This window comes from Halogranum rubrum, assembly GCF_900114455.1.
Taxonomy (GTDB): domain Archaea; phylum Halobacteriota; class Halobacteria; order Halobacteriales; family Haloferacaceae; genus Halogranum; species Halogranum rubrum.
The window spans coordinates 32,505-49,149 of sequence record NZ_FOTC01000012.1 but is presented as its reverse complement, the minus strand read 5'-3'; the positions used below and the strand labels follow the sequence as shown (position 1 = coordinate 49,149).

The following is a 16,645-nucleotide window of genomic DNA, read 5'->3' as shown; positions in this document are numbered from 1 at the left end:
TTGCTCTGCGGCGATCTCTTCGACGCCTTCGAGCACGCCTTCGAGGACTGCCGTGTACGTGTCGTACCAGAAGCGACGACACAGCTGTGGACTCGGACGCTCGCCGTCGATGTGCTCGGGGAGGTCGGCTTCAGCGGCGAGCGTTTGGAACCAGTTCCGAATCGTGTCTCGCGTCACGTGCGGTGTTTCGCCTTGTGGCGACGGGAAGACGTACCCTGTCCACGTTTCGTCGCTTGCTAACTCGTCGATTCGTGCGTCGAGGATGTCTAGGCCGAACAGCACCGACACCTCTCCGGGACCGTTCTTTCGGTTCTCGAAGGCGATGTAGGGGACGTCGCCGTCGGCAACGTCGCGATTGAACTGCGAGACGTGGAGTGCTGCGACTTCGCTTGCGCGGAGTCCCCAGCCCGCGAGTGCAACCATCAACAGCTGTTCTCGCGGCGTCGTCGTCATCTGCATCAACTTCCGAATGTGGGCTGCGGAGAGTGCTGGCGTCGACGACTCTTCGAGTTCCCATTTGAACTCGTCGTAGAGACCGCTCGCCGGATTCATCGCAGCGACACGCCGTCCGACCAGATGTTGATACCAGGCGTCGACGATGCGCCGGACACGCTGGAGGGTCTGGGCGCTGTACTCGCGTTCGGCTTCCTCATTCAACCAGTCGAACGCTGCATAGCACGCGTCGACGGCTTCGTAGGCCGGAGCATCTCCGTCGCGTTGAATCGGTGTGAGGAGGTCGTCTGTACTGTTCGCTTCTCGGTAGGCACGGACGTACAGGTTCAGCCGTGTTCGCAGTGTCTCCACAGACGACGTCGCGAGGCTGTACCGCGATTGCCGGCGGTCGAGAAACCGTTCGAGGGCGTCGATCGTTCGTTCGTCTGTGGTGGCCCACGTGTAGCCCTCGTCACCGTCGCCGAGCCCGAGGTCTTCGGTCCAGAACTCGCCAAAGGATCGGTCGTGCTGGCGTCGTAGTGCAGCAAGGAACGGGCGAGCATCGTGGTCTCGAAACCACTGATGGGTCGGCTTTTCGCTCGTCGAATCGATGCCTGCTGCTTCGAGACAGGGCGCGATTTCGTCCCAGTACAGTTCGCTGAAGTCCTCGAGTGAGCAGGTTGTCCAGCGGACGTCGTCGAACGAGGGCGTGAGCTTCGGTTCCTCTTCTGACTCACTCATCGCGATATCTCCTTTCAGAGCGAAGATTCCGAGGTAGTAGCCCACTCGCTGTGTTTGGGGGTGTTTCTGAGTGTGGCATGTTCTGGGTGTTCAGCGTTTCAATTGGTTTTCTTATAATTTTGTGGGTTGGCCAGACCTCTGCAGTCTGCTGAACCCACGGCTGATTGGGTGAGAATATGCTTACAGAGAATAAACTGTATATCGCTACATAGAGTCTGCGGCGATTTTGTGCTTTTTGAAGCAACGAAATTGGTCTCGCATCCTTCGAATCAAGTTGAAGAAACCATGAAGTCCACTGGACCGAGAGGCTGTAGCAGCGATGCCGACGTTGAGATCTACGACTGTGGAGTGGTGTACACAACGCTAGTAGCGAAGTTTGTGAACGACTACGGGGCGCTCAGAGGGTACTCGGGAAGACTACTCCACCAAGTCTATTACACTCTGTTACATAGTGTTACATATGCCCGTCGACTTCGAAAACTACCAGCCATCAGATCTTCCGGGTGCGAACACGAATGGACGGAAGATTCTTCGATTCCTCGCAGCGACTCCAGAGACTGGGTATCGAGCAGGAGAGATCGCCGAAGCACTCGAACTCCCAAGAGGAAGCGTTGGCACGACGCTAGGTCGACTCCACGACCAGGGGTTTGTGCGTCATAAGGGCCAGTATTGGGCGATCAACCCTGATGCGTACGATGCACACACGGCGAGTTTGATTGGCCTCGCGGCCGTGAGCGAGCAGTTCGAGGGCGACTACTACGACGAGAATCCAGATTGGGACGCCAATCTTCCAGACCTCGACGAGTACGAGGATACAGACGCTGATTCGGAGCAGGCCTGATGTATGAGCGTGGGGTCATCGTCGTCGCAGCGGATCCATTCGGACATACACCTCAAGTGCATGTTGGAGTCGATTCAGTGTCGTATTAACCAACACAAGGCGACAAACACAGATTTTGTTGGTTAATCCAATTCGGTTTTCTCAGAGTTCATAGTGACTATTTACGGCAGTTTTTCAGCGACGTCGACAAGGTCGTCTTCGGTTTGCCACTGATAGAGTCGACCCTCCTGAGCGAATAGGTCGAACACGCCATCTTGCATCCACCCAAAGGGATGAGCTTCATCCTCGTACTCTCGTTTGAGCACGTAGCTCTTCGCGAAATATTCGACAGTGCCAACGAGCAACCCTTGTTCAACGAGGAAGTCACTCGGGTCCTTTTCAGCGACACCGACGAGGTATGTCACGAGGTCAGCGATGAGACAGAATTTCTGAATGCTGTTGTCCCACTCACCACGAATGTCGACCATACGGAACGCGTAGCCATCGGGACGGCGGTTGAGCCGGTCAACCACGAGATTCAGCCGACGAATCGGTTCTCGGTCGTAGTTTCCGAGCACGAAATACGAGCGCTCGTTCTCGTAGACTGGCGTGAGCTCACTGAGTGCGTGGAGAATCTCCTCGTTATCCGCGAGCGAGATCTCCTCTTGGTCGAGTTGTGTCTTCGCACTCGTGAGGATATCATCGGGGACCGATGCTTCTTCGTCGCTCATATTGTCACCATTTCACCGGTGTGAGATATGGTTTACTGAGTAATTCACCGAGTCAATAGTGTCTGATATACTCTGGGGTAATTTACCCAAGAGTAAACTACTTTGCAGAGCATCGCGTAGGAGAGCACATGAGCACCGACTTGGGAACCTCGACGGAGGCAAATAATCGCGAGCTGATCCATTTCGTGACCCAACAGACACGATTCGCGCTCGTCAACAACATCCTCCAGCATCCCAAGCAACTCCCGTCGATGTACGAACTCGAGGAGCTCAACCCGAGTGTCAGCGATGCCACTGTCTACAAGCATATCCAGAAGCTGATCGACGCTGGCATCGTCAAAGAGGTTGCACTCTCGGACGGTGAACGTCGTCAGGGCTACCCATGGAAGTTCTACGGACTCACCGACGATGGCCGTGCGTTTCTCGAGAAACACAACCTCCTCGCCGCAGAAGAGACGCTTCAGCGCATCTATGAGACGATCTCGGATAAGTCTGAGAAGATGGTCAAATACGAAAACGCTCTTCGACCAGCCGTTGAGTGAGCGGTTGTGCATTCTACCCTCGAATGATGCTCCTGTAGTACCTTTTTGAAGCCGATTCCTCTCGCTCTCACCGATGTCCAGAACGGATGGCTCTGGTGAATCGCCATACAGCGGTTGATTTCACGGTGTCACGGCACGCTTGATGTTGTGAACAACACATTTCACAACGAGTTCACGAAATTCTCGGTACCACGTTCGCGCTCGCACGGCGTCGCCGTGCGTGCGCTTGACCGACGAGAAGACGGTCTCACACATCGATCGTTGGCGGTAACGAGGCCCATCGACCCGCGCGTTATGCGCGTGGTCGATGGGCCGGAAGATGCGATGTTTAATTAGAGGTCTCACGTCCTCTTCCCGCAATTTCTCGCGTAAATCCATCCAGTCGTAGCCTTTGTCAGCGGCAAGGCTGTGCAGGTCGCCTGCGTTGCGGCAGGCGACCTGCCAGCCGAGCTGTGTGTCGTGCGTTTTCTCGGTCGTACAGTGAACGTCGAGAATCGCTTGAGTGTCTGTGTCGACGAGAGCGGTCGCTTTCAGTGTTTGAACGCGATAATTCGTCCGGCGGCAGTAGTGCTTGCTGGCGTTCTCACGGTCGAAAAACGTGGCGTCGATGGCGGCGTGACCCGAGAGGTCGTGCAGCTCCGACGAGAGTCGGAGCAGCACTCGCCAGACCTTCATCTCGAATCTATCAAACGCCTTTACTAATGTCGAGTGGTCAGGGAGATCGCCCTCTTCGAGGCCGATCTCCCCACAAATATGCGGCATCTCGCTCAGCAAATCGAGTGCGTTGCGGTACGATTCATCGAGGTAAACCCGCAGACAGTGCAGCGACACGAGGGCGTAGTCGGCGAAGCCGCCACCCCCTTCGGGGGCGGCGACTTCGCCTCGATCACCAACAACATTTTTAGCTAACGTGACCGCTTTGCTCGTGAAGCGGGAGATTTTCGACATGGATCATCGGCAATCTTCCGCTTCAACTCCTTTGAGCTAACGGACGAATCCGACGCCGTCTAGTGATTCACCAGAGCCGAACGGATTCCCTATTCTGACGACGATTCAAGGTTCGTCGACAGCATCACCACGTCGGATTCAGCGACGACGTCGTGAATACTGTGGTGAATCCCAATACGTTCGAGCAGATCACTCATCGCACTCAACACGGTTTCGAGATCGTGCTTGAGTTTGTGGTCACGATACTGCCCACCCGCAAGCCCATCGTTGCGTTGTGAGGAGACGATGATGCTCAGCATCGCCAGATCAGCGAGGAAGTCACGGACGCGACGACTTGTTCGACTATCAAGTGCTGCGAGCTTACAGAGTTCTTCATACCGTTGGTAGACTACTTGCGAGCGAGCTGGGGTTTCACTTTCCGCTTGCAGCGTGGCAAGTGCGTACAGAACGAGCTGTTGATGATCGGCGAGGTCTGCAATCCCGTCCATCAACTCTTCGCGCTCAAGCTCAGCACGGGCGCGTTTGACGTGATCGGCAGTGACCTCTGCAGCGTTCTCTGCACGCGCGATATCGCCAGCACCGCGGAGTAGGTCGAGCGCTTTGCGTGCGTCGCCGGCATCCTGTGCCCCGTACGCTGCACACAGCTCAAGCACGCCGTTATCGAGTGCTCCCTCGTGGAATGCAACAGCGGCACGTTGGCTGAGGACTGCCTGCAGTTCGTCTGCATCATACGGCGGGAAGGAAATCGATTTCTCACACAGTGAGGAGCGGACTTTCGGCGAGAGATTTTCGCGGAAGGCGAGGTCGTTCGAGATACCGATGATGCCGACGCGAGCGTTCTCGATATTCCCGTTACTCCGCGCACGCGGAATCTGGTACAAGATTGAGTCGTCGTCACCGATGTTGTCCACTTCGTCGAGGACGATGAGCACCGTACCGCCAATCTCATCGAGGTTGTTCCAGAGGAACTCGTAGATTTCGTACTGTGGATGGCCTGTTTTGCTTATCTGTGCCTCTGGTGGCCGTAATCGGTTGACGAGATTAATCGCAATTTGATAGCTGCTATTCAGTCCTTCACAGTTTAGAGAGACGACCGACAGATCGACGTCGAACTGGGATGCGTCCTGACGCAGTTGATTGAGCAGATAGTTCGTGACTGCGGTTTTCCCGACGCCAGTCTTGCCATACAGGAAGATGTTGTTCGGCTGTTCGCCATTGATGACGGGTTGGAGTGCTGTGTGGTACTGCTGGATTTCGCTGTCGCGACCAACAATCGAGTCAGGTGTGTAATCCTCTGAGAGGCTATCGCGGTCTTGGTAGAGGCTGTCGTCTGGTGTGAAACTGATTTCGTTCATAGAGCGCAGACCACTGTTTCCAGTGCTTATCTGGGACTGATGTTTCCAGTGCTTCCTCGTAGAGCACTGTTTCCAGTGCTTCCGCTTAATTGTTCGGACGGTCAGAGTGTCGTTTCCAGTGTATTGTCAGACACCACTGTTTCCAGTGCTATCGCTAAAACAAGGATTCGAGTAGCAGAACCAGACGGTAACAGCCGTGAGAAGGCAGGGATCACTCATTTTAGTGGGCTTCCAACACAGAGAGAGTGTCGTTTCCAGTGCTTTTTCACCCAAGGTGTGGTCTCGTTGCAAATACAATACTAAATTCGTGGAAAGTTTAATAACACACGCGGATGAGCTAGTCCGTAGTGGCGTCACTGCAATCGTTGAGTGAGCGGTTCACTCAGCGATTCCCGTGTGTGTTGAGCAAAGCACTGGAAACACCACTCTCTCTGTCGGTCGAACTCGTCGACGAACTTCTGACCGCCACTCGGTGGGAGCCTCTGGAGTCGGCTCTGTGCGGCCCGGCGTTGCGGGTCAGGGGACAATCCCCTGCGTTCCGCCCGCTCCGTGCAGACTGGAACCTGCACTTCGCTGTTCCGAGCCTTGCGGTGGATGGGTGGGCTTCGATATGCAGTGGGAGACTCGGGTAAGGAATCGCTTCACTTGTGACGGCTTGGCCAGAGCACTGGAAGTGGTGGTGTGTGCAGGGGTCAATGAGGTGCGCGGCCCTCACCTCTATAGACGGTTCCCCCAAATGAGCGACCACTACACCGATGGTCGAGATTCCTGACTCACTGCAATGTCTGTGTACTGCGTCTGTGACCGAACAAGCGGGGTCGTACCGCATCGAGATTCCACGTGAGGAGGTTGAAGAAGGTGAGCTCGACGTCGGCGAGTTCTATCGTGTTGGCGTACTCACGCACACCACCGCATCGTCGCCGAGTGAGTCGCTGGACGCCGCCCCGAATACGTCGCCGGATGCTCAGCAGAGGCCGCCCGTTGAGGAGGGAGACGTCCGTGAGGTCACGATTGAGACGCTCGGTGAGCAAGGCGACGGCATCGCGAAGGTTGAACGCGGATACGTCATCATCGTCGACGGCGGTCAGCCTGGCGAGACTGTTGTAGTGGACATTCAGACGGTCCGCGAGAACGTCGCCTTCGCTGAAATCGCCACAGACGACTCGTAGCGTTCTATCGACGGGAGTCGGTTTGTCTACTCACTACCGGAAGACGCCGCTTACCGGAGTGTTCGTGAGGTAACGCCGAGGGTTGTCACACCGAACAGGCCCGTGATGATCGTGGCGAGCGACCCAGCGATAACAGCGGGCGCGAGTCCCAGCGTAGTTGCGACGAAGAGTGCGACACTCACGGCTGTTGCGCCACTATAGTACTTCAGTGACGTCGAGTCCTCAGTAGTCGCCGGCTCGGAGTCGGCCTGTTGCTCGTCAGTATCGGTCGTGACGTAGGCTTCGAGTTGTTCGAGTCGCGGTGTGGATTCGACCCGCCCACGACTCTGGTTGTACTCGATGAGCCCCTTCTCGGCGAGCTTCGGCAGGTGTCCCTGATAGAGAGAGATGTAGACACGCTGGCGCTCGTCTGAGTTCAGCTGCGCGATGGGTTTGTTGTTCTCCCAGGCGGCAACTTGCGTTGCAATGTCGCGCATCTCGTACACCGCGTCATCGTCGCGCTCGCTCAAATACCGCACCACACCACGCCGACGCGCGTTCTGGAGGAGATGAAACACGTCATCTCGGCTCAGTGGCTGTTCGGTCGCTGCCTGTGCGGACGATTCAGTTGCCGAGGTGGATTGGGTACTCATTGGCCTATCCGGAGTCACTCACCAGCTATTCATAAACTTCCCCGACCGTTAGTGGTGATTCAATTCTGTTCAATACCGTTCACGTCTGGTGGTTTTCTTAGAGAAGTCACTCTCATTCGACATTTCTACCCAGTGTCGGGTGAATTTCGTATTGAGTTTGGGTCTTGTTTTTCGTGCACTTACTCGCTGGTCCGATTCCAGCTTTTCACCGGGCTGTGGACGCTGTCTCTGTGGTAAGCGGCCATCGCGAAAAAAGTAGTCTGGGCAGCGACGGCTGTCTCAAGCGTTGTTCATCCGCAGCGTCGTCTCGGTTTGACATTCCATGCAGGTCGCCACGCGATACGGCTCGCGGGAGTACTCTGCGTTCTTCGGCTTTGAGCTCTCTTTGCGGAGCTCCACCCGGACCTTGTGGAGCGTCTCACGTGCGCATTCCGAGCATGCTTCTGTGACTCCGTCAAGGGCGGATGGTTTGGTTGCCATAGCATTCTGTGGAACTTGCGGCGACCGAATAAAGAGAGAGCTTCGTCTCGAATTGTTTTACTCTGTTCTGGATGTTTTTCGACTCTTAATCGCAGCACTGCGTTGGCTTCTAATCTGGAACGCGTCGAACATCGATAAAAGGGTTCACTCGTCTCTAAGCTAGTTTGAGGGGTGAATACACGCTGAGAAGGCGCATGGTCGGTATAACTAGTAGCGGGCACCTTGGAAACGCCTGCTCGGAGAGACATTCCTTTGGCCCAGCTATTCGCTCTGGGGTATTCAATGAGACAAATATGGGAGCGACGATGAACCCATCGACGGCTGGCAATTTTGTATCCTTCCAGTGAGACGACCACGAATCATGCATCGTCGCTCGGAGTGTACACAGCTTCGTATTAGTGACGAGACACTCGCGCTGCTGTGGACGATGGGGAGTATTCTTCGGTGGATGCTTGACGATCTTCCGTTGCCGGGCGAGACAATCGACCCCAAATGGCTGCGCCAGCGGTTGGAACTCTGGTTGCTGTCAGCATCCGATGCGTCTCTGCGACCACTTCGGCGTGGGAACCGATTGTGACAGCTACCGAGACGTGAGTCCGAATACGATGAGTTGGGGGATTGAGATGGAAAACTGGGAAGGGAAGGGATGGATGGGGCAAGTGCCTCTGACAGCCCGGTTTGACCCCGAATAGACACAGTTCCTCCTCGAATATCATATTACTGCATAATTACTATTGGGTATTATACGAGATGAATAATGACTCACATCTTCACAGGTCTGCCGGTGTTCAATCTAAGAGATAAGCAGATGGTATCCTCATATAGACTTTCTTTTCACTGTCAAATTCTGCATATTCTTCCTGAGATTTTCACCAACTGTGCCTGTCAGTCATGTATTTAAGACTGTGCGACTATCAGATAGATAGCCGTCGAGGAAGCCACCGGAGTCGACAAGACCCGACACTCGTTCGAAGTGTGATGAAAACTACACTCTGGCTCTCTTCGACAGACAGGCAATGGCACTCCGTCTGTGATAGCCCCCACGGCTACTGGCAAAAGAACGGGAAATGGAACTCACTACAATACAAGGAGAAGTTGGTCGCAACAGCCCTGACGAACAATCAGGCGCTATAACACTCTCGACAGACAACCTCTTCGAGATTCTAAAAAACGAACGTCGTCGGGAGGTACTGGACTTCCTCAATACGAACGGTGGCAGTGCAACGCTCAGCGACGTCGCTGAACACATTGCAGCGATAGAAAACGGTATCGACCTCCACGCAATTTCCTCACAGCAGCGTAAACGCGTCTATATTGGGTTGTATCAAGTACACCTGCCAAAGATGGCGAGTTACGGGATCATCGACTTTGAGAAGAATCGCGGAACAATTGAGCTTCGCCCCGCTGCAGCACCCCTGCTCCCATACCTCTATGCAGATCCAGTGGTTCCGGAATCGAATTTGATTACGCTTCGGCTCAGCGCGGTGGTCGTTTATGTCCTTCTCGTTGCCGCCGGCCTTCTCGGAGTTCCTGTTCTCTCGGGACTCCCAGCTGCAGGCTGGGCAATCGCAAGTACGGTGGCTCTCCTCGCGTTTGTGGTCAGCGAAGCTCTTACTGACTAACGATTCGACTCAACTACTTGGAACAAGAGACGGCCGTTACGCATCCGGTCCGATCACTGGCATATCGATGCAGATGAAGAGGTAATAGCCGCCATCAAGATACCCCATAACCACGGGATAGTTAGTCGTAGCATAGGTCGTCCCCTGCGAGCGTCCTGACCGGAATTGATGAGTAATCCACGCTGATTGCTAGAAGAGTCGCTGCGTGGGGTCGAGACGAGGGGGCCGGCCGTCAGGTGGCGGATGACGGCTGGCGGTGGTGCAGCGTTCACGACCGACGAGAAAAGCGTCGGTTGTGATGCTGTGGCCGGGGATATCTGGCGTGCGTCAATGGACGCACAGATGGGTATGATAGCGTCTTTCTTATCAACCTGTCCGTTGGAACTCGTCGATGGGGGCTACTCTGTCAAGCGTGTCTGTCGCTGTTGCAGACAGTGGTGACGGCTTGAGGAACTCGTGATGGTCGTCACAGACTTGGTCAGCCCAATCGTCTCGAACCAGCATCTAATCACACCCGTTGTGATAAGCCATACACGCCACACCACCGCAAATGCGTGTAAATCACGTCTACTACTCCTATTCACGAAGATTGCTACGGTGGATTACTCGCAGCATTCAGAGGCTCGTAGGACTCAGCGTGATACGCGACGCGCCACAGTTTGAGCACAGCGCGTGTGACGAGCACTTCGACGGACTGTTTGATACAGGAGTCTTCGACGTCGTTGGGATCTGAGGTCGCATCTGGTGGCGGGTGATAATGCTCGAGTCCCGGGACGTGGATATAGTCACCATTGTGGGGATGCTTGCCCCAGCGCACGTTCACTCCCTCGGAATCTGTATAGTGAAATTTGTAGTCACCATGGGTCGTCCATTGGACGTCGAGGCGAGCGGCGTCGGCACTACAGAGGCCATCATCGAGTGTGACGGTGAGCACAGATGGATTGAGATAGTCGTCTAGCGTCGGGGTTGCAAGCGGCTCGGTCTGCTCGATAACGTCACGAATCGTGAGCAGCGCTGCTCGGTCGATTGCTCCGCGTAGTGAATGGAGTTCGTCTGTTTTATCAGGTCCTCCCATCAGTTAGGCGGAGGCACTCTCGTCTGTTGGTCGTAGGCTGTCGTCGACGAAGCGCTCGGCGTTCGCAATCGACAGTGCGGCGTTCGCAAACGCGAGGTTCCGCCGCGTCGTCTGCCACTCGCGGAGTGTTTCAGCATCGATGTCTGGCTGTGTAGACTCAGACTCCGAGAGCGTCTGGTTCGTCTGCTCGACGGTCACCTCTTCGGGTGATTCGACGCCGTATTTCGTCTGGTACTCTTTGAGTTGCTCACGCATCTCTGCAATTCGTGTGACAAGCTCGTCTGTCGAGACGTGCTCGAGGATGTCCGCGGCCTGCTCAACGACAAGCGACTCCGGCGACCGCCGATAAGCTGTCCCACCGTGGGACCCCGTTGTAGTAGTGACGAAGCCTTCGGAAGCGAGTGCGTTGAGGTGCTTGCGTGCTGTCTTCGGCGATGTCCTGGCGTCTGTGGCGACGGTGTCTGCCGAGACAGGCGCGTACGTATGGGCGATGACGTGGCGCACTCGCTCGTAGGGCGTTGTCTCAGCTTCCCATTCCTCGCCGACATCGTCGTTGATGTCGGTGAAGTCGTCAGGTGGCGTTCGATTGCTCATAGCTCTGGTGACGGGGTACAGGAGTATAGTACTTTGGTAGGGTCCTATACTACTGCATTCTGTGTCTGCGGGTTAATCAACAACATGGGGCGCACTTGCCTATGAGACGGGAACGTCCTGTGTGTCGGTTTTTCCTCAATAGGACGGTTATAGGGATCGAGTGTTCGAGAGACAGCACAACAGTTCTCTTGAGAAGAGTGTTCCTACCGATTGTATGTATTGCTACCGCCCTGACGAAATCGACCGCGAACGTGCCCACCATCAAGCGCTCAAACAGGTCACCGAGACGAACCAAAGAGACATTGGGGTCAAACGCATCGGCAATCTCGGCGAACTCGCCTTCGAATCGTTCTGCCGTGAATATCTCCCCGTCGAGATGTGGCACTGGGAGAACGACGACGCCATGCGTCTGTGTAACCCTGAGAGCTATTCAGGGCATGATTTCGAGATTTTCGGCTACACAGTCGACGTGAAGACGTCGCTGCGATGCTCTCGTTTTCGACTCCACAGGTCGCGATGGTCTGCATCAGAGGAAGAGACGCTGCAGAGGCACTGTCTAGATAAGGAACGAGCAGGTCGAAGCGCTAGTGTTCACTACTACTCAGAGACCTGCTCAGAGAGAATGCAGATACTGCGACGCTTGAATGTTGGCAGCGGGAGCGGACGGCGATGTTAACGAGACGCTTTACGTCTCGTTCGCATACCATAACCCGGAGCCTACTAGTGGCCGCGACCCTTGCCCTGACCCTGAGGGCCTCGCCCTTGCCCATTGAAGAACAGCCGAACTGCATTATCTTCATCGGCCGGGATGTGTACTAGCACAGCGTTCTGTTCCTCGCTGTGGGTGTATGTCTCAGACGTCTCCGTGACGGTCTCGGCGTCGTCGACTGCGGTGTACTTGGCCGCCGCAGCCTGAACCTTCTGCGGTGCTTCCGACCGGTTGAGTTTCAGGAGATACGACGACAGCTCCGAGTCGTCGTAGTTCTGTTCCTCGTGTTCGCGCTCGAAGGTGACGACACCACCGGGATTCGTCGAGACGGTGAACTCTGTCACGTTGTACGCGCCGTTTTCGTGTGCTCGGGTCTCGCCGTCGTCCTCGTAGAACGAGTACGACACTTCCTCGTCGAGATACGTGTCGAGAGTGAGCATCGTCAACGGCTTCTCACCGGTGTACTGCTGGATCTCGCGCATCGGGATAATGGAGTCCATCTTCACGAAGAGTGGGACACGGTCGAGCGGAGCGTCGACGGTAATGGTCTGACCACCCTCGTGGACAGCGTCCGTCCAGAAGTCGGCCCACTGCTCGTCTTCGGGGAGATAGACCTCGCGTGTGGTTGCCCCTTTCTCCAGCACCGGCGCAACGAGCATGTCGTCACCGAACATGAACTGGTCATCGATGTCGACGGTCTGTTCGTCGTCCTGGAATTGGAACATCAACGGCTGTTGGACAGGCTTGCCGGTCTCCGAGGCCGTCTTGAATGCGTTGTAGAGATACGGCAGGAGTCGGTACCGCAGCTCGATGTACTGCTTGCTGATCGCTTCAACCTCCTCACCGAACGTCCACGGATGCTGGTTCCGCGGGCCGTTCAGCTCGTCCTTCCGGTGTGAGTCGGTGTGGTTCCGACAGTAGGGGTTGAACGCACCGGCCTGCATCCAGCGGGCGAATAGTTCGGGCGACGGCCGGTTGACGAACCCACCGATGTCGCAGCCGACGAACGGCATCCCCGAAACGCTTAGGTTGAGCATCATCGGAATCGATAGTCTGAGGTGTTCCCACGAACTCACATTGTCGCCGGTCCAAATAGCCGCGTATCGCTGACCGCCGGCGAACAGGTTTCGATTCAGGAGGAATGGTCGCTTTTCAGGCTTGTACTGCTCGAAGGCTTCGTAAGCAGCACGGGCGTAGTCTAACCCGTACAGGTTGTGGTACGCCTCGTGGCGTATCGTATCTTCGCCGACACCGTGGATGTTGTCGTGCGGCATCGTCCAGTCGTACTTCTCGTTCTTCTGGAACACCGCCGGTTCGCCCATGTCGTTTTTCACACCGTCGATACCGGCGTCGAACAGCGCGTCGTGCTGGCTAGCGTACCAGCTGCGGACTTCCTCACGAGAGAAGTCGGGCCACACAGCCTCTGGTGGCCAGACCTCGGCTGTGAACGTGTCGCCGTCGGCGTCTTTGACCCAATAATCATTCTCTGTTCCTTCAAGATACGTCTCGTACGGCTCGCCGTTGACTTCGGTGGTTTTGCCAACGCCAGGGTCGTTGACCGCAACTGAGTGGAGTTCCGGAAGATCGGCGTTGAGCGTCTGTAGAGCGTCGTAGTAGTCGGGGTCCCAGGTGAAGGCGTTGTACTCCCCACCCATGTAGTCGATGTCGAAGTGCATCGCGTCGAGGGGGATTTCCTTCTCACGGTAGGTCTCAGCGGTGTCGACAATTTCCTGTGCTGTGTACTCCCACTTGCTCTGGTGGAGACCGATTCCCCACTTCGGGGGAAGATCGATTTTCCCCGTCAGGTCCGTGTATCGGTCGAGGACGGTGCTCACTTCGGGTCCATAAGCGAAGTAGTAGGTCAGTTGTCCGCCGTCAGCGAGGAAGTAGTAGTAGTCGTCCGACTCGTCAGCCATGTGGAACACCGAGTGATACGGATCGTCGAAGAAGATACCGTACGCACCAGTGTCTTTCAAGCCAACAAAGAACGGCACTGACGAGTAGACGTAGTCGCTGTCTGGACCGTACCCGTATTGGTCGGTGTTCCAGTTTTCGAGCTTCTCGCCGCGTTGGTTGAACCCCATGTCAGGCTGCTCGCCGAACCCGTAGAAGGCCTCGTTTTCGTCGGTCTTCTTGTAGACGTAAGGTTTGTCACCCTCGTATCCAGACGTTCCTTTGTCGAGATAGTCCTCATTAACGACGTTCCCATCCGCGTCGAGGAACTTGACGCCGAAGGGATCTTTGCTGATGTCGACAGTGATACTCTCGGTCTCGAGGACGATGCGCTCGGAGGTGCTCTCAGCGCCGAACGTCGGGGCGTCCCACTCGTCGAGTCCGTTCGCGACGCCGGGTGACTCGTACTCGGCCTGGCCAGGCTCGGTCACGGAAACGCGAGCAAAGTCGTCGGCGAATAGTCGAACGTATCCGTCGTGGTCACCGAAGTCCAATTTCACACCGTCTCCGAGAATTTTGTGTGACTGGACAGACAATTGAGCGAGGTTCTCGTTGTCGAGTTGTGGTTCGTAATGAATCTTCGAATCGTAGTGGTCCGCTCGTGCCGGTCTCGAAGCCGATGCGAGCACACCTCCGACGCCAAAGAGAGCAGCAGTTGATTTAAGAAGTGTACGGCGACCCATGCGGGTGAGTTTATTTCTTGTCACGCATCTCGGGATAGCCACCCCCGTGTCATAAACATGGTTGAAAGTTGGAAGTAATATTTCAGACAACATAATGTGCAATGCAGATATATGGGGAATTTTAATGTAGCACTGGTTGTGAATACTACCAACCGCGGCGTACGCGGCGGACGTCGCGACTGGCCTCTCCGGTGCACGGGACTGAGACGATGCGCTCTCTGTTCAGCACAGTCACAGAAACCTCACCAAAAGCTGTCAGAAATTGCGTGCAAGACTTAGAGGGTGTAGTCCGCAAGCCACTGGTGTCGTTTCACAGAATTAATGGTAAAACAGGCAGCGACTAGGTCAGTGCGTCGCACTCTGTGTGAACGCATGGATTCTCAAGCGAAGTGGACACCAGGACGACAGCTTGGCACATGTCCCGGTGAAAAATGGCCAGGTGGGGAGAAGCATCACTCCCGTAGGACGCAGAGATCGGCGGAGTAACCACTATACGCACGGGTACTGTACCAGCCGACATATCGTGACTGAGCGAACAGAGTTTGACGATACCGACGATGGTCTGGATGATACGGAGCAGTACGTAGTAGAACTGGAACAGTATCGACGACGACTGGACGGTGCGATGTTCGCAGGCGATCTTGCGTGGTGGGAGATGGATGTCGAGAGTGGAGCGGTCACGTTCCACGAGAACAAGGTCGACATGCTCGGGTTCTCACCGGCCGAATTCGACCACTACGAGGATTTCACGGCTCTCGTTCACCCCGAGGACCATGAACGCGCGATGGAGGCGATGCGACGTCATCTCCAAGGTGACGCCGAGAAGTACGACGTGGAGTATCGGATTCGCGACGCCGATGGGGACTATCGGTGGTTCCACGACGTCGGAGGCGTCACCAAACGCAACGCCGATGGAGGTCCCCTGAAAGTGACGGGCGTGGTCATCGATATCACTCGACGTAAACAGGTCGAGGAGGATCTTCGGCGCAAAAACGAGCAGTTCAGCCTACTCAACAGAATCGTCCGGCACGACATCCGTAACGATATGGCCGTCATCACCGGATGGGCCGAATTGCTTCGAGACGAACTCCCGGCGGAGTCCGCGGACAAACTGGACCGGATTTACCGTGCCAGTCAGCACACGACCGAACTCACAGAAGAGGTGCGAGACGTCATGGAGCTCCTCGAAGGTGACGACGACTTCGACCTCCACCCTGTCTCGTTGAAACACGTGCTCACCGATGAGATCGAGCGAGTCCGGACGTCGTTCGACCGGGTCGAAGTTCGTGTAGAGGAGATTCCGGACGTTCAGGTACAGGCCAACGCGATGCTGTCGTCGGTGTTCGGGAACATCCTGAACAATGCCGTTCAGCACAACGATGCAGAGATGGTTCGGATTTCCATCGAGACCGAGCACACGGAGGGGACGATCCGTGTCCGAATCGCCGACAACGGTCCCGGCATTCCGGAACAACAGCGGGTCGAGATCTTTGAGAAGGACACGAAGGGTCTGGAAAGCGGGGGGACGGGACTGGGTCTGTATCTGGTGGAGACCCTCGTCACGGCGTACGGGGGCGATGTTTGGATAACAGATAACGAACCGAAGGGAGCTGTGTTCACCGTCGAGCTCAAGCGAGCGTGACCGAACCGTTACAATCTCTCTTCGTGGCTGGTGGGATGCTATCCAACCGAGGACGTGTCCCTCGTGGACGATCGTATCTGTGATTGTGGGTTGCTCGTCTACGCAGAGCGAGCTTTGTGTCGCCTGTGCTGAGAGATTCTCCCGACGGCATGTCAGGCTAACTTGACCGACTCGCGCTGTGAGTTCAGCACGACCAGAGAAACCTACTCAGATCTTGTCAGAAAAAGCGTGCAACAGACAGAGTGTAGAATACGTCGCAGCTATCACTTCGTAATCCGCAGACCCGTGTCGGTCTCGTAGAGATAGCCTTTCAACAGCAGCTGTTCAAGGAGCGCTTCGGCTTCGGAGTGCTCGACGTCGCCGGCACTGATCCCGTCGATCGCTGTGTCGTGTGTGAATGGCTCGTCTGTTGTAACTGCGTGTTCGATTTGCTCGAAGGCTGTCTGTTGTGTTGGGGTCAACTGGGTCGACGAATGCCGCATTAAGAGTACAGTGCGTCGCTGCTGCCGTGATTGTT

General features: G+C 55.7%; 15 protein-coding genes and 1 pseudogene. 6 read left to right on the top strand and 10 right to left on the bottom strand.

Going from position 1 to position 16,645, the window contains the following annotated elements:
- The coding region (locus BM083_RS22320; protein WP_218149012.1) for a tyrosine-type recombinase/integrase at positions 1 to 1,173 on the bottom strand (1,173 nt) is incomplete at its 3' end.
- A 460-nt stretch (positions 1,174 to 1,633) separates the two neighbouring features.
- On the opposite strand from BM083_RS22320, the gene BM083_RS22315 reads away from it, so the two are divergent.
- On the top strand, positions 1,634 to 2,014 hold the full coding sequence (locus tag BM083_RS22315; protein ID WP_089872794.1) for a MarR family transcriptional regulator: 381 nt from the start codon (positions 1,634 to 1,636) through the stop codon (positions 2,012 to 2,014).
- Positions 2,015 to 2,175: 161 nt separating this feature from the next.
- On the opposite strand, the gene BM083_RS22310 is transcribed toward BM083_RS22315, so the two are convergent.
- Positions 2,176 to 2,724 carry a DUF8170 family protein gene (locus BM083_RS22310; RefSeq protein WP_009367758.1) on the bottom strand — a complete coding sequence of 183 codons (549 nt, stop codon included), beginning with the start codon at positions 2,722 to 2,724 and terminating at the stop codon, positions 2,176 to 2,178.
- 128 nt (positions 2,725 to 2,852) lie between these two features.
- Between BM083_RS22310 and BM083_RS22305 the strand changes: the two genes are divergently transcribed.
- Positions 2,853 to 3,266, top strand: coding sequence for a MarR family transcriptional regulator (locus BM083_RS22305; RefSeq protein ID WP_089872793.1), 414 nt, complete (start codon positions 2,853 to 2,855; stop codon positions 3,264 to 3,266).
- A gap of 120 nt (positions 3,267 to 3,386) precedes the next feature.
- Here the strand turns inward: BM083_RS22305 and BM083_RS22300 are convergent, their stop codons facing one another.
- Both BM083_RS22300 and BM083_RS22295 read right to left on the bottom strand, forming a co-directional pair.
- On the bottom strand, positions 3,387 to 4,214 hold the full coding sequence (locus BM083_RS22300) for an IS5 family transposase (RefSeq protein WP_089872791.1): 828 nt from the start codon (positions 4,212 to 4,214) through the stop codon (positions 3,387 to 3,389).
- 89 nt (positions 4,215 to 4,303) lie between these two features.
- Positions 4,304 to 5,569, bottom strand: a complete 1,266-nt coding sequence (locus tag BM083_RS22295; RefSeq protein ID WP_089872789.1) for an orc1/cdc6 family replication initiation protein — start codon at positions 5,567 to 5,569, stop codon at positions 4,304 to 4,306.
- A gap of 755 nt (positions 5,570 to 6,324) precedes the next feature.
- Between BM083_RS22295 and BM083_RS22290 the strand changes: the two genes are divergently transcribed.
- Entirely contained in the window at positions 6,325 to 6,738 is a 414-nt protein-coding gene (locus BM083_RS22290) for a TRAM domain-containing protein (RefSeq protein ID WP_089872787.1), read from the top strand.
- A gap of 50 nt (positions 6,739 to 6,788) precedes the next feature.
- Here the strand turns inward: BM083_RS22290 and BM083_RS22285 are convergent, their stop codons facing one another.
- Both BM083_RS22285 and BM083_RS24255 read right to left on the bottom strand, forming a co-directional pair.
- Entirely contained in the window at positions 6,789 to 7,370 is a 582-nt protein-coding gene (locus BM083_RS22285; RefSeq protein ID WP_089872785.1) for a DUF7344 domain-containing protein, read from the bottom strand.
- 279 nt (positions 7,371 to 7,649) lie between these two features.
- The gene (locus BM083_RS24255; RefSeq protein WP_089872784.1) at positions 7,650 to 7,850 is read right to left on the bottom strand and encodes a DUF7835 family putative zinc beta-ribbon protein; all 201 of its coding nucleotides are present in this window, start codon (positions 7,848 to 7,850) and stop codon (positions 7,650 to 7,652) included.
- 1,067 nt (positions 7,851 to 8,917) lie between these two features.
- Here BM083_RS24255 and BM083_RS22275 point away from each other — a divergent pair.
- Positions 8,918 to 9,472, top strand: coding sequence for a DUF7344 domain-containing protein (locus tag BM083_RS22275; protein ID WP_089872782.1), 555 nt, complete (start codon positions 8,918 to 8,920; stop codon positions 9,470 to 9,472).
- Between the two features lie 592 nt (positions 9,473 to 10,064).
- On the opposite strand, the gene BM083_RS22270 is transcribed toward BM083_RS22275, so the two are convergent.
- Positions 10,065 to 10,547 (bottom strand): toxin-antitoxin system TumE family protein, encoded by a 483-nt coding sequence (locus BM083_RS22270; protein WP_089872780.1) that lies wholly within the window; start codon positions 10,545 to 10,547, stop codon positions 10,065 to 10,067.
- Between the two features lie 3 nt (positions 10,548 to 10,550).
- Positions 10,551 to 11,141 carry a DUF7342 family protein gene (locus BM083_RS22265; protein WP_089872778.1) on the bottom strand — a complete coding sequence of 197 codons (591 nt, stop codon included), beginning with the start codon at positions 11,139 to 11,141 and terminating at the stop codon, positions 10,551 to 10,553.
- A gap of 214 nt (positions 11,142 to 11,355) precedes the next feature.
- On the opposite strand from BM083_RS22265, the pseudogene BM083_RS23890 reads away from it, so the two are divergent.
- A pseudogene (locus BM083_RS23890) lies at positions 11,356 to 11,643 on the top strand (hypothetical protein); the annotation flags it as partial.
- Positions 11,644 to 11,861: 218 nt separating this feature from the next.
- Here BM083_RS23890 and BM083_RS22255 read toward each other — a convergent pair.
- A complete protein-coding gene (locus tag BM083_RS22255; RefSeq protein WP_089872776.1) occupies positions 11,862 to 14,486 on the bottom strand; it encodes a glycoside hydrolase family 31 protein in 2,625 nt (874 codons plus the stop codon).
- A 523-nt stretch (positions 14,487 to 15,009) separates the two neighbouring features.
- On the opposite strand from BM083_RS22255, the gene BM083_RS22250 reads away from it, so the two are divergent.
- Positions 15,010 to 16,128 (top strand): PAS domain-containing sensor histidine kinase, encoded by a 1,119-nt coding sequence (locus BM083_RS22250; RefSeq protein WP_089872775.1) that lies wholly within the window; start codon positions 15,010 to 15,012, stop codon positions 16,126 to 16,128.
- Between the two features lie 263 nt (positions 16,129 to 16,391).
- On the opposite strand, the gene BM083_RS22245 is transcribed toward BM083_RS22250, so the two are convergent.
- On the bottom strand, positions 16,392 to 16,610 hold the full coding sequence (locus BM083_RS22245; protein ID WP_089872773.1) for a hypothetical protein: 219 nt from the start codon (positions 16,608 to 16,610) through the stop codon (positions 16,392 to 16,394).
- Positions 16,611 to 16,645 lie beyond the last annotated feature (35 nt).

Excerpts from the sequence above, each read along its gene's own strand:
- BM083_RS22300 (WP_089872791.1), bottom strand. The coding sequence starts at position 4,214 with ATGTCGAAAATCTCCCGCTTCACGAGCAAAGCGGTCACGTTAGCTAAA.
- BM083_RS22265 (WP_089872778.1), bottom strand. The coding sequence starts at position 11,141 with ATGAGCAATCGAACGCCACCTGACGACTTCACCGACATCAACGACGAT.
- BM083_RS22270 (WP_089872780.1), bottom strand. The coding sequence starts at position 10,547 with ATGGGAGGACCTGATAAAACAGACGAACTCCATTCACTACGCGGAGCA.
- BM083_RS22290 (WP_089872787.1), top strand. The coding sequence starts at position 6,325 with ATGGTCGAGATTCCTGACTCACTGCAATGTCTGTGTACTGCGTCTGTG.
- BM083_RS22315 (WP_089872794.1), top strand. The coding sequence starts at position 1,634 with ATGCCCGTCGACTTCGAAAACTACCAGCCATCAGATCTTCCGGGTGCG.
- BM083_RS22255 (WP_089872776.1), bottom strand. The coding sequence starts at position 14,486 with ATGGGTCGCCGTACACTTCTTAAATCAACTGCTGCTCTCTTTGGCGTC.
- BM083_RS22295 (WP_089872789.1), bottom strand. The coding sequence starts at position 5,569 with ATGAACGAAATCAGTTTCACACCAGACGACAGCCTCTACCAAGACCGC.
- BM083_RS22275 (WP_089872782.1), top strand. The coding sequence starts at position 8,918 with ATGGAACTCACTACAATACAAGGAGAAGTTGGTCGCAACAGCCCTGAC.
- BM083_RS22305 (WP_089872793.1), top strand. The coding sequence starts at position 2,853 with ATGAGCACCGACTTGGGAACCTCGACGGAGGCAAATAATCGCGAGCTG.
- BM083_RS24255 (WP_089872784.1), bottom strand. The coding sequence starts at position 7,850 with ATGGCAACCAAACCATCCGCCCTTGACGGAGTCACAGAAGCATGCTCG.
- BM083_RS22245 (WP_089872773.1), bottom strand. The coding sequence starts at position 16,610 with ATGCGGCATTCGTCGACCCAGTTGACCCCAACACAACAGACAGCCTTC.
- BM083_RS22285 (WP_089872785.1), bottom strand. The coding sequence starts at position 7,370 with ATGAGTACCCAATCCACCTCGGCAACTGAATCGTCCGCACAGGCAGCG.
- BM083_RS22310 (WP_009367758.1), bottom strand. The coding sequence starts at position 2,724 with ATGAGCGACGAAGAAGCATCGGTCCCCGATGATATCCTCACGAGTGCG.